This window comes from Candidatus Spyradosoma sp. SGI.093, assembly GCF_050314555.1.
In the GTDB taxonomy this organism is placed as follows: Bacteria; Verrucomicrobiota; Verrucomicrobiia; order Opitutales; family UBA953; genus Spyradosoma.
Genome location: NZ_JBNPNH010000002.1, coordinates 443,757 through 455,405, shown reverse-complemented (window position 1 = coordinate 455,405; position 11,649 = coordinate 443,757). Strand labels below are relative to the sequence as shown.

Below are 11,649 nucleotides of genomic sequence, written 5' to 3'. Positions count from 1 at the left end.
TCCCGCGGGAACGTCCGCAAAAAAGCTCGCGCGCGGCGGGCGGGCTCCGTATGATGGGCGGAACATTTTTTCGATTTTCCACCCCTCGCAACGACAGAATTTTTTTATGAAGAAAAACGATCTGAACATCCTTTTTGCGACGGCGCTGTTGCCGTTCGTCGCCTTCGCGTCGGCGGCGGCTCAGGAAGCCGCGGACGTTCCCGCCGAACAGCCTCCCGCCGAGGCCGCCGCTCCCGCGGAGAACGTTCCCGCGCCCGCGCCGGAAAACGCCGCTCCCGCGGAAGAAATCTCTCCCGAAAAGGCGGAGGCCGAAAAGCGCAGGCTCGAGGCGGAGGCCGTCGCGCTGCTGCGCCTGGAAAAGTCCCGCATCGACGCGGAAGTCGCGCTCGCGCAGGTGCGTCTGCGCCGCGACATGGCGCCCGGCAACGAAGCGCGCCTGCGCCGCGAAGCCGCCGCCGAGCTGCGCCGCGCCAAGCTCGCCGCCGAGTTCGCCGAAATCGACGAGGCCAAGCGCACGCTCGACGCCGTCGCCGCGCGCGACGCCGCCCGCGACAATCTCGCCATGCTCGCCCGCAATTCGCAGGTGAAGGAGCAGGAGCTCGACGCGCGCATCGACCGCCTTTCCCGCGAAATCGAGCTCGGCAGGCTGAACCTGGAGGTGACGCGTTCCGGGCTTGAGGAAAAGGCGCGGGGCGTTCCCGCGCTCGAGCCCGTCCGCTTGAAGGATCCCTTCGTGGACGGCACGCTCTACGTTTCCGACCGGCGCATCGACTTCAACGGCCCCGTCACGGGCGATTCCGCGCGCTACATCGTCGAGCGCATCTATTTCTACAACAACCGCGACTCGGAATATCCGATCTTCCTCGTCATCGGCGATTCCCCGGGCGGTTCCGCGTTCGCGGGCTATCAGATCCTGAAGGCGATGGAAAGCAGCAAGGCGCCGGTGTACGTCGTCGTCAAAGGCATGGCGGCGAGCATGGCGGCGATCATCACGACGCTCGCGGAGCGCTCGTTCTGCTACGAAAATTCGATCATTCTGCACCACCAGGCCTCGGCGAGCGTCGTGGGCAACATGACGTCGATGGGCGAGCAGCTCAAGCAGACGCGGGACTGGGTCTCGCGCCTCTTCGAGCCCGTCTGCAAAAAAATCGGCAAGACGCAGGAGGAATTCGTCGCCGACATGTACAAGCATTTTTCCACGGGCGACTGGGCCGCGTGGGGCAGGGACGCGGCGGAAATGCGCTGGGTGGACCACGTCGCGGAGCGCATCGTCGATTCCGCCGTTCCCGCCGTCGCGGACGCGGGCGCGGAGACCGGTTCCGCGGGAACGCGCTTCGAGCTGCCGCGTCTCGAGCCCGGCGACGCCTGGCTGATCTACGATCCGCAGAACCGCTACGGTCTCGCCCGCTGAACCCCGAACAGAGAAAGCCGAAAAAGCCATGATTTTCTTCAAGAATCCCTTCCGTAAAACAGCGTTCTTCGCCGCCGCCGCGCTGACGGCGGGAACGTCCGCCTTCGCCGAGGAAGCCGCTCCCGCGGAAACGCCCGCCGTCCCCGCGGAACAGACCGCCGCGGCGCCCGCTCCCGCGCCCGAAAACGCGAACGAGGCGGCGATGAAGGCGCTCCGCGAGAGCGTCGAAAAACTCGCCGCCGAACGCGCGAAGCTCGAGGCGGAACTGAACCTCGCCGACGCGAAGCTGGAGCAGGAGCTGCTCCCGCAGAAGCTCGAAAAGGCGCGTCTCGACGCGGAACGCGCGCAGCGCGCGGCGGCGTTCGCCGAAAAGCTCGCCGCGATCGAGGAGGAACGCGCGAAGCTCGAACGCGAACTCGCGCTCGCGACCGCGCGCGCCGAGGCGAAACTGCGCGCGAAACAGCGCCGCCTCGCCGAGCTTGAGACGGACTCGCGCGAACTGCAGGCGCGCGTCGCGTCGCTCAACAACGAGCTCGCTGCTCCCGCCGCGATTTATTCCAAGAAGCTCGAGACCGAAAAGGTCGCTCCCGCGGCGCCGAAATACCTGAAGGAACCGCTCGTGGACGGCACGCTCTACATTTCCGACCGCCGCGTCGATTTCAACGGTCCCGTCACGCCGGAATCCGCCGCGCGCGTCTGCCGGCAGATCGCGTTCCTCAACACGCGCGACACGGAATATCCGATCTTCCTCGTCATCGACAATTCGCCGGGCGGCTCCGTCATGGCGGGCTATCAGATCCAGAAGGCGATGCAGAGCAGCCGTGCGCCGGTGTACGTCGTCGTCAAGGGCATGGCGGCGAGCATGGCGGCCGTCATCGCGACGACGGCGGAGCGCTCCTACTGCTTCGAGAACACGAAGATTCTGCACCACCAGATTTCCTCCGTGTTCGCCCGCGCCAATCTGACTTCGCTGCGCGAGTCCATGCGCACGACGGAGGAGGTCTATCGTATGTTCATCGGTCCGGTCGCGAAAAAGCTCGGGATTTCCGTCGAGGAAATGACGAAGCAGATGTACGAGCACAATTCGGACGGCGACTGGGAAGTCTTCGGAACCGAGGCGGTCGAGCGCCGCTGGATCGATTTTCTCGTGACGCGCGTGGAGGAGACCGCCGTCGTCGCGCTGGATTCGCCTAAGAAGGGCGCTCCCGCCGGAATGCGCGCCGAAGCCGGCGCCGCGGGAACGGCGCTCGAATCGCTCCCGCCGCTCGAAAATCCCTTCGACCGTTGGTGGATTTCCGGCGTCGAGTGAGCGCCGCGTTTCCGTGTCCCGCCTGAAATCGCCGCCGAACTTCATCGCGCCCGAAGCCATGCGCGACGGGCTCGACGAGTTCGTCGCGTTCCTCGATCTCGAACGCGGGCTCGCGCGCAATTCTCTGCTCGCGTACCGCAAGGATCTGCTGCAGTTCTGCGATTTTCTGCGCCGCGAAGGGCTCGCGGGAACGTGGGACGGCGTCCGCGGCGAGCACGTTTCCGCCTGGCTGAAGGCGCTGGACGAAGCCGGCGTCTCCGCCAAGAGCGCGGCGCGCAAGCTTACGGCGTTGCGCGTGTTTTCGCGGCGGCTCGTCGCGACGGGAGCGCGCGCGGACGATTTCTGCGAAGTCGTCGCGCGTCCGAAGCTCGCGCGCCGGCTGCCGGAAACGCTTTCGGTTGCGGAGGTTTCCGCGATTCTGGACATGCCCGCGGAAGATTCGCCGCAGGGGCTGCGCAACCGCGCCATGCTCGAGCTCGCCTACGGCAGCGGGCTGCGCGCGTCCGAGCTGTGCGCGCTCGACCTGCAGTCGCTGAATCTCGAGGACGGGCTCGTGCGCGTGCGCGGCAAGGGATCGAAGGACCGCGTCGTTCCCGTCGGCGCTTCCGCCGTGCGCGCGCTGCGGGAATATCTTTCGGACGCCGGGCGACCGCGTCTCGCCAAGCCGAAGACGGGCAGCGCGCTCTTCATCAGCCAATGGGGCAGGGCGATTTCCCGCAAGACGCTCTGGGCTTTTCTGCAGCGCGAAGTCGAGCGCGCCGGCATCCGCAGAAAAATCCACCCGCACCAGCTGCGCCACGCCTTCGCGACGCACCTGCTCGCGAACGGCGCCGACTTGCGCGCGATTCAGGAAATGCTCGGCCACGCGGACGTGAGCACGACGCAGATCTACACCGCCGTCGAGCGGACGCAGCTGCGCGACGAGCACCGCCGCACGCATCCCCGCCGCCGCCTCGACGCCTGAAATCCGCGCCGAGGCTTAGCGCTCTTCGTCCGGCTTTATTCCGCAGTTTCGGGAAGGATTTCCCAAGCGCCGTAACGTCGCCCGCCGCGCCGAACGATGAGCCTCTCGTCTTTGAGCTTTCTCAGATTCTTTTCCTCCCATGTCTCTTTCCTTACTCTTCTTTTCCTTACTTCCGCTTCTTTCCTTACTCCATTCCTCACTTCGTTTCGCACGCACATCCTCTCCGGTATCTTCGAGAAGGAGCATTTCCGTTTCGTCGTCTTCCGGCGGAAGTTGGCACGCCCTTCATCAGCCGATGGGGCAGGGCGATTTCCCGCAAGGGGCGGCATTTCTCCTTCGGGAATCGATTTGAAATTCCGCCGGGCGCGGGAACGACATGCGGCGGAATACGCCGCTTTGCGCGAGCCGGCGGAGAAGCACGTCGATGTGAGGTAGTCGCCGTGGACGTTGTTCAGGGACAAAAGCGTATTGCTTTATTTATGCCCCTCGAAGGAGATTACAGTGACGTAGCGCTGGTGGCGGCTTGTGGGTTTGTCGGGAACTGTGCGCCGGAGTCGGCCGCTTTCGAGAAGCGGGCGGAGAACTCTCCGTAATGCCATCGTGTTGTAGCGAAGCCCTATGTGCTTAAAGATTTCTCGGGCGCTTTTGGCGGTCGTACAATACTGCAAAATAATTCTCTGTTCTTCGTCTATGTCTCTGTCTATGTCTCTGTCTATGTCTCTGTCTATGTCTCTGTCTATGTTCCGGGTCTCGTTCTTGCTCTCGCCTTGTTTGTCCGTTTGTGCGTTTTCTTCTTCCGGCGGAAGCGGAATTCTCGCGCGGAAGAGTTCCTCTTCGAAAAATTCGATTCCGCCTCGCTTGGCGTATTCGAAAATGTATTTCGAGATTTTCCTCATGCCGGTGCCCAGTTCTTCCGCCAGCCCGATCTGCGTGAAAATATTGGCGATCGACGGATTTTTCCGGAAGGGCTCGTAGTTGTCGAGCGTCAGGCTTCCCCAAAGACGCGGCTTGTTGGCGTTGCGCGTTTCGGCGAACTCGCGTTCGATCGTGAACGTGGCGTGATGCGCGTTCGCGTATTCCCGGTGAATCAGAAAGTTGACGAGCAGCTCGCGGAAAATCGTGTCGCGGAGCGAGCGACGTTCCGCCCCTTCGAGATAAAACGGATCCGGAAGATGCTTCGCGACGAACGCCATCAGCCGATCGAAGGTGTCGATCAGATTGGTCTGAATCGTCACGCGGTCGTCGTAGCGTTCGAGATCTTTGCGGCGCAGAATCGCGTCGATCTTGAAATAGGGCACGACGTTCAGAATCGTGAGGTCCTTCCCGAAAAGCATGACGGCGGCGAGCGTGTAGCCTTCCGTCCCCTCCGAAAAATCCTTCCGCCAAAGTCCCGCCGCGCGGAAAAATTCCGCGTCGGAAAGTTCGCGCCACGGATGATCCGGGCGCAGGTTGACCATGCGTTGCCGCACCCGGGCGATCAGTTTCGAGTCAAAATCGTCTTCCGTAAGGTAAGGATAAATCTTGTTTTCGGAGAACGCGTCGCTTTTGCGCATGTAGAGCTGGCGAATCTGCTCCGTCGAGCGTAGCTGAAAATCGCCGTCGCGGGAACGGTCGAAGAATTTTTCGTTGCATTTGTGGACTTGCGAGGACGAGGGCACCTCGATCGCGACGACGAATTCGTCCACGAACGGCACGACGTCCGCGTCCAGAATGAACGGCGGCGAAAGCTTCTGCGCGTTGTTCGAGAGCGCCACGACTTCGTCGGCGAGCCGGCGCGCCTCCGTGCGGGAGAGCCCCGAGAACGCGCCGCCGTCTTTGACGCCGAGCAGCACGACGCCTCCGTTTTTGTTGAGAAACGCCGAAATCGTTTCGAAGAGGTTTTTCGGCACGCCGCCGACGGCGGATTTGAATTCGACGCGTTCGTTTTCTCCGTGCGCGATGAGTTCGCGGATGCGCTCGGCGGAAATCATCGTGCGCCTCCTTTTCGGAAAAAACAGACTGCGGGAAAACGGCTCATGCGCAACATTCTTTCAGAAGCGCGGCGTTCCCGCAAGGATTAGCGCGGGGCTCGGCGGCTTTTGGCGATTAACTGTCGACGGTTAGCACGTAGTCGTCGGCGGGGAGGCGGGTGTCTCCGAATTTATTGTTCGTAAACTATAAAAATCCCAAATGAATTCATTTTGTAGCTTACGAACGAAGCTTTCGCATCGTGGGGCGCGGCGACTGGCGGCAGTTGGCTTTTGGCGATTGGCGATTGGCGCTTGGCGCTTGGCGGGAACGCCTTTCGCCTTCGGGGAGCAATCCGCAATTCCGCCGGGCGCCTTCCCGCGGCGGGCTCATAACGCCTCTTTTTTCAGAAAATCGCGGATGTGCAGGTGGAGGATCCCGTCTTCGTTCCCGCCGGGGTTGAGCGGATTCATCGAAACCACGTATTTCGGAAAGTTGTCGTCGATTTTTTTCAGATTGCCGAATTCTCGGTCGCGCGTCTTCTCGTCGGCGATCAGATACGCGACTTGAACATAAACCGTTTTTCCCTGCTTTTGCGCGACGAAATCGACTTCCGCGTTCCCGATTTCGCCGACGCTCACCGTGTAGCCGAGTTTCCGCAGATGAAGAAAAACCGCGTTTTCGGCGATTTTAGCGACGTCGCGCGCGAGATTCGTTCCGACGAGCGCGTTGCGCAGACCGATGTCCTCGAAGTAATACTTTTCCCGAGTCTCGAAAAGCTCTTTCCCGCGAATGTCGAAGCGCGGCGCCCGTTCGACTATGAACGCCGAACACATCGCATGTAAGTAGTTTATGATTACGGAAGGCGCGACTTTTTCCGACTTCGACTTCAGAAATCTGCTGATGCTCGACGCCGAAAAAACGCTTCCGACGTTGTCCGCGAGAAACACGGAAAGCCGCTCCAGAAAAGCCGGGTTGCGCAGTCCCATGCGCCCCAGGACGTCCTTCAGCAAAATGGTCGAGTAGATATTTTTCAGATATTCGTCGGCGAGCGAGGTTTCCAGCCCCAGGTGCGCCAGGTGCGGCAACCCGCCGAACGTGAAGTACCGCGTCAGCGCGGCGTCCGAATCTTCGAGCGCGTGAAATTTCAGAAACTCAAGGTAGTCCAGCGAACGAATTTCAAATTCGATGTAGCGGCCGGAAAGACCCGTGGCGAGCTCTCCGGAGAGCATCTTCGCATTGCTCCCCGTGCAGAAGACGTCGCATTGTTCCTTCGCGTGAAGACTTCGCAGCGCCGTCTCGAAGCCGGTGATTTCCTGCACCTCGTCGATGAAAAGGTAGTTCCGCTTTTTCGCGCGGAGGCGGGGTTCGACGTAGCCGAGTAGTGTCGCCGCGTCGCGGATTTCGGCAAAGGCGAAATCTTCCTTGTCGACGTAAATGCAGTTCGCGCCGTTCCCGCTTCGCGCAAGCTTGTCGGCGATCTGCCGCATGATGCAGCTTTTGCCCACTCGCCGCTGCCCGACAAGAACCTTGATCAGGCCGGAATCGACGTAAGGTTCGATTTTCTCCGTATAAAACTCTCGCTCGATGATTTTCATGGCGAAAATTTATTGCTGTTTTTGTAGTTCGTAAACTATAAAAATTCAAAATGAATGAATTTTGTAGCTTACGAACAAAATTTTTGCGTTGTGGGGCGCGGCGCGGAGGGGGCTTTTGGCATTTGGCGGGGGCGCATCGCGCTTCACGCCGAGCTTTTCCCGTTTTATTCCACAGTTTATTCCACAGTTTTTGAAGGGGCGTTCCCGCAAGAATCAGTGCGGGGCGGGGAGACCGGCAGGGTGTTCAGGCGGGGAAGACGAAGTCCGTGCGGATGTGTGCGGCGGCGGCGCGGAATCTGACCGAGAGCACCTGCGCCGGAAGCCGCTCGCCGTAGTGCGGCGAAACGAAGCCTCTGCCGCTTTTTTCGTCGCCTTTGTGGACGGAGAATCCGAGGAACTCCGCGCCGTCGGCACGGATGCGCAGGCGTCCGGCGGTTTTTTCGCCGTTCAGGAGGAAAAATTCCAGCCCGTCGCAGACTTCGCTTCTTTCAACACGGAACTTCGGAAAAACCCAATGCGTTTCATAGACGTGTTCCGCCGACGAACTCAGCTCGTCGCGGATCGAGACGGACGCTTCTTCGACTTCGACATCCCGGCGATGTCTCACGGGAACGCGCAGTCGCCGATACCCGTCGTGTTCGCCCGAGAATCCGCGCGCGTCCGCGCGCAGAAGCGTTCCGCGGATCGGCGCCTTCAGAAAACGGCTCAGGCGTTCCATCTGCGGTTCGTCGTCCGCCGAAACGACGTTGTGCTCGGCGATGAACGGAGTCTTCGAATTGTAGCTGAACGAGCCGGTGTCTCCGACGACGCATTCGCCGTCGCGCCAGATGTCCACGTGCAGCAGATCGTCGTCGCCCGGCCGATGCGCGAAGCAGCCGCAACGGAAAAACACGGCGTTTCCTCCGCGGCGCAGAACGTGCGTTCCCGCGACGGTCGCGGAAAAGCGGTCGCGCGCGGCGGCGCGTTTTTCGCCGACGGCGTCGAGCGCGGCTTTCCCGAAAAACCAAAGCGCTTCTTCGTCCCACGGTCCGGGCGGGAAAAAACGCTCGCGGGAAAATCCGACGCCGACGCACTGCAGGTGCGGACGAAAATCGCGATACCCGCATTCCGAAAGCCGGAAGACGTGCGCGCCGTCGTTCGCGCCCCAGCACGGCGTGTCGCCGTCGTTCCCGAAAACGAAATCCCGCGCGTAGGCGGCGGCGAGCAGGAGACGTTCCCGCAGAATTTCGGGGAGCTCGACGCCGTTGACTTCCGCGATCCGGAGCGCGAACGTCAGATCCTGCATCATCACGCGGTGATAATTCAGGGAATGCTGGGAAAAACCTCCGTCGGGATAAACGAGCTCTCGGATCTGCCGTTCCAGATTCCTCACGCCGCAGGAAAGCCGTTCCTCGCTTCCGCGAAATTCCGGAAACAGCGTTCCCGCGCAGATCAGCCCGACGCATTCGCTCACGCCGTGATTGTTCTTTTGGCTCAGCGCGTAATCGACGTTCGCCCGCACGCGCCGCGCGCTTTCGAAAACGGCGCGCGCGAACAGGGCGAGCCGCTCCGGCGTCGTCTCCGGCGATTCGAGAAAGGCGTAAAACGCGAAGCTCCACGCCATGAGGCGCAGAGAAATCTCCTGCCCGCATTTCCAGTTCACGCCCGTTTCCGGAGGATTTTCCCGGCACCAGTCTTCGAAAAGCGTCCAGAAGATCCGGGCGCAGCCGTCGTCTCTCGTCCGGGCATAGACGCGAATCAGCGGGAAGACGAAGCCGAAACGCGACGGTTCCCAGATGAATTTGATGTCGCCGAATCCGAAATCGCTCAGACCGCTCCAGTGCGTTCCCGCAGGCGTGCTTTCCCCGGAAACCGCGTTTTCGCGCCAGCGCGGCGGAAAGCCGCAGGTCGCGTATCCGTTTTCAAAATACAGAACGCGTCCGACCTTCAGGTTCTCGATTTCCTCGGTCGCGGCGGAGGCTCCCCATCTCTCGAGCAGCGGACGCCAGTCGCGGAAATCCGCGGCTCGAAAAAGAAATGAGCGCGCGTTTTTCCGTTTCCATTCCGCATAGTCCTTCTCGAGCGTTCCCGAAAACGTCTCCGGATCGAAGATTTCCTTCTCCGTCAGGTCGCTCCACGTGCGCATCGGGAGCTTTTTCTCGAAAAATCCGCAGCGCGTCTTCAGCGCGTAGCGGAGGCGGAACAGCGCCCAGCGCACGCCCAAGACGCGGATCATCCGAAATGCGCGACGCATGCGAATCCCCTTTTCTCGGACGCGGTTCAGCCTCGCGCCAGATCCAGGCAGACGCGGCAGACTTCCCAAAGCTCCTCTTCCGGAATCGGGCTCGGAGCACCGCCGCGGACCGCTTCGATCATCGCCCGCATCGCGGCGGCGTGCCCCTTGTCCTGCGTCGGCGTCTTGAACTTCGAAAATCCTTTCCAGCCGAAACCGCGCGTCACGCGGAAATTGTCCAGCTGGATGATTTTTTCGCCGCAGAAGATCTCAAGGCGTTCTTTCGGGAACGATTTTTCCCCGTTCGCGAAATAATGAATCGTGCCGATGCTTCCGTCCGCGAATTTCAGCGAAATCGAAAACACGTCCTTCAGCGCGCCGGCGCTGCCGCCGAGATAATCGACGCGGCTTTCCGCGATCGGCGTTCCCGCGAGGAAGCGCAGCAGGTCGACGAAATGACAGGCTTCGCCCAAAAGGCGCCCGCCGCCGACCGCCGTGTCCTGCGTCCAGTGATTAGCCGGAATCGCGCCCGCGTTCACCGTCATCACGAACGCTTTCGTTTCGGGAACGGAGTCCAGGCGCTTTTTGATTTCCCGAACGTGCGGCGAAAAGCGGCGATTGAAGCCGACCATCAGGCGGGAGCCGTCTCCGCGGGCGCGGTTGCGCTCCATCGCCGCGCGGACGGCGTTCAGCTCTTCGGGCGTCAGGCACAGCGGTTTTTCGACGTAGACGTTTTTTCCGGCGTCCAGCGCGCGAATCGCCTGCGCGGCATGCGCGTTGTGGCGCGTGGTGATGAAGACGGTGTCGATTTCGGCGTCGTTCCAAAGCGCGCTTCCGTCCGTCGTCGAAATTTCCACGCCGTATTTCTTCGCCAGATGCGTTCCCGTCACTCCGCTCGCGGAGACGATGGCCTTCAGGCGGGCGTCCGTTTTTTTGAGCGCGGGCAGCAGCGTCGCGCCCGTGAAGTTGCCGGCGCCGAGGACGCCGACGACGCCTCGCTCGGTCTTCGCGCTCCCCGCCGCTTCAGGCGCGGAGAGACGCACGGTCCGCGTCGCATCGGCGGTTTCGGGATAATGCATCACGATGCCGAGCGCGCCGGGAGCCCCGAGGTTCGCGTAGGCGCTCAGCGCTTCGTCGAACGGATACCGATGCGAAATCAGCGGCGCCGCGTTCATCTTCCCGCTTTTCATCAGCCCGAGAATCGCCTCGAAGTTTCTGCCTTCCGTCCAGCGGACGAGCCCGAACGGGTAGTCGTTCCCGCGCTCCTCATAGTCCGCGTCGTAGCGCCCCGGACCGTAACTGCACGAGACCTGAAAGGAAATCTCCTTTTCGTAAAAATCGCTGCGCATCAGATTCAGCCCGACGACGCCCACGAGCACGACCCGCCCGCGCTGGCGGCACATCTGCGCCGCCTGGTGCATCGGCTCGTCGCTTCGCGTCGAGGCCGTGATCAACACGGCGTCCGCGCCCCGGTTGCGCGTTTCCGCGTTGACGAATGCCACGGGATCTTCGCCCTTGCTCAGATCGACCGCCTTCGCGCCGAAAGAGCGCGCCAGTCCGCATTTGCGCGAATCGAAATCGACGCCGATCACGTCGCAGCCCGCAGCCAGCAGCGCCTGCACCGCCAAAAGCCCGATCAGCCCCAGCCCGGTCACCACGACCGTTTCCCCCAGCGTCGGACGAATCAGCCGGATGCCCTGAAGCCCGATCGAGCCTACGACCGTGAACGCCGCCTCTTCCGCGGGAACGCCTTCAGGAACTTTCGCGCAGAGATTTTTCGGAACGCAGACGATCTCCGCGTGCGGACCGTTCGAGACGACGCGGTCGCCCACGGCGAAGCCGCTCACGCCCGCGCCGACGGCGAGAACACGCCCCACGTTGCAGTAGCCGAGCGGCAGCGGCTGGTCCAGCTTGTTGCGCACGGCGGCGATCGTCGGAAACAGCCCGTCGGTCCTGATCTTCTGCAGCACCTGTCTGACCTTGTCCGGCTGTTTGCGCGCTTTCTGAATGAAGTTCGCGCGTCCGAAATCGACGAGCATCTTTTCCGTTCCGAGAGAAACGAGCGAGGCTTCCGTTCGGATCAAAAGGCTTCCCGCGCGCACGCCCGGCGCCGGCACTTCCGCGAGCAGCGTTTCTCCGCTGCCCAAATTCTGCAAAATTTGTTTCATGGTTTTCTAATACGGATTTTCAGATTGATGAAATTTCAGT

At 61.7% G+C, this 11,649-nt stretch carries 7 protein-coding genes; 3 read left to right on the top strand and 4 right to left on the bottom strand.

Annotated features, from left to right (window positions below):
• Positions 1-106 precede the first annotated feature (106 nt).
• From ACQREB_RS03910 to ACQREB_RS03900, 3 genes are read left to right on the top strand one after another with little or no spacing between them, the layout of a single operon-like run.
• Positions 107-1,411 carry an ATP-dependent Clp protease proteolytic subunit gene (locus tag ACQREB_RS03910; protein ID WP_427765529.1) on the top strand — a complete coding sequence of 435 codons (1,305 nt, stop codon included), beginning with the start codon at positions 107-109 and terminating at the stop codon, positions 1,409-1,411.
• Positions 1,412-1,439: 28 nt separating this feature from the next.
• Positions 1,440-2,720, top strand: coding sequence for an ATP-dependent Clp protease proteolytic subunit (locus ACQREB_RS03905; protein ID WP_427765526.1), 1,281 nt, complete (start codon positions 1,440-1,442; stop codon positions 2,718-2,720).
• Between the two features lie 13 nt (positions 2,721-2,733).
• The gene (locus ACQREB_RS03900; protein ID WP_427765524.1) at positions 2,734-3,684 is read left to right on the top strand and encodes a site-specific tyrosine recombinase XerD; all 951 of its coding nucleotides are present in this window, start codon (positions 2,734-2,736) and stop codon (positions 3,682-3,684) included.
• Between the two features lie 473 nt (positions 3,685-4,157).
• Here ACQREB_RS03900 and ACQREB_RS03895 read toward each other — a convergent pair whose 3' ends face one another.
• The 4 genes from ACQREB_RS03895 to ACQREB_RS03880 all read right to left on the bottom strand — a co-directional run bounded on the left by ACQREB_RS03895 (position 4,158) and on the right by ACQREB_RS03880 (position 11,609).
• A complete protein-coding gene (locus ACQREB_RS03895; RefSeq protein ID WP_427765521.1) occupies positions 4,158-5,654 on the bottom strand; it encodes an RNA-binding domain-containing protein in 1,497 nt (498 codons plus the stop codon).
• A 366-nt stretch (positions 5,655-6,020) separates the two neighbouring features.
• The gene (locus ACQREB_RS03890; protein WP_427765519.1) at positions 6,021-7,229 is read right to left on the bottom strand and encodes an ATP-binding protein; all 1,209 of its coding nucleotides are present in this window, start codon (positions 7,227-7,229) and stop codon (positions 6,021-6,023) included.
• A gap of 244 nt (positions 7,230-7,473) precedes the next feature.
• Positions 7,474-9,462 carry a heparinase II/III family protein gene (locus ACQREB_RS03885; RefSeq protein WP_427765517.1) on the bottom strand — a complete coding sequence of 663 codons (1,989 nt, stop codon included), beginning with the start codon at positions 9,460-9,462 and terminating at the stop codon, positions 7,474-7,476.
• Between the two features lie 26 nt (positions 9,463-9,488).
• Entirely contained in the window at positions 9,489-11,609 is a 2,121-nt protein-coding gene (locus tag ACQREB_RS03880; RefSeq protein WP_427765514.1) for a bi-domain-containing oxidoreductase, read from the bottom strand.
• Between the last annotated feature and the right edge of the window lie 40 nt (positions 11,610-11,649).